Below are 330 nucleotides of genomic sequence, written 5' to 3'. Positions count from 1 at the left end.
TGCGCCTGACCCGCGCGGGCATGGCATGGGAACGCGCGGCGCGGGCCTTCTGGCCGCTGACGACGCTGCTGTTCTTCGGCATTGCGGCGCTGTGGCTGGGCGCGGTGGCGGCCTTGCCTCAGGTGCTCCTGCCATGGCTGGCGGGCCTGTGGCTGCTGGCGGTCGTGATCGCGGCGGTGCGGGGCGGATGGCGCTTTCGCCGCGTGCGCCGGGCCGAGGCGCTGGCCCGGCTGGACCGCACCCTGCCCGGGCGCCCGCTGACCGCGCTGTCCGACCGTGCAGCGATCGGCGGCGAAGGGCCGCTGTGGCAGGCGCATCTGGCGCAGATGC

At 76.1% G+C, this 330-nt stretch carries 1 protein-coding gene; it reads left to right on the top strand.

Translation table 11 applies throughout. From position 1 onward, the window contains the following. Positions 1 to 330, top strand: a 330-nt coding sequence (locus TW83_RS19035; RefSeq protein ID WP_045984362.1) for a DUF4175 family protein, incomplete at both ends; no start/stop codon positions are given.

Origin of the sequence: Paracoccus sp. S4493, from assembly GCF_000967735.1 — a bacterium.
GTDB lineage: Bacteria > Pseudomonadota > Alphaproteobacteria > Rhodobacterales > Rhodobacteraceae > Paracoccus > Paracoccus marcusii.
Note: the sequence above shows the minus strand (reverse complement) of the source record. Positions and strands in the feature narration are given on the sequence as shown.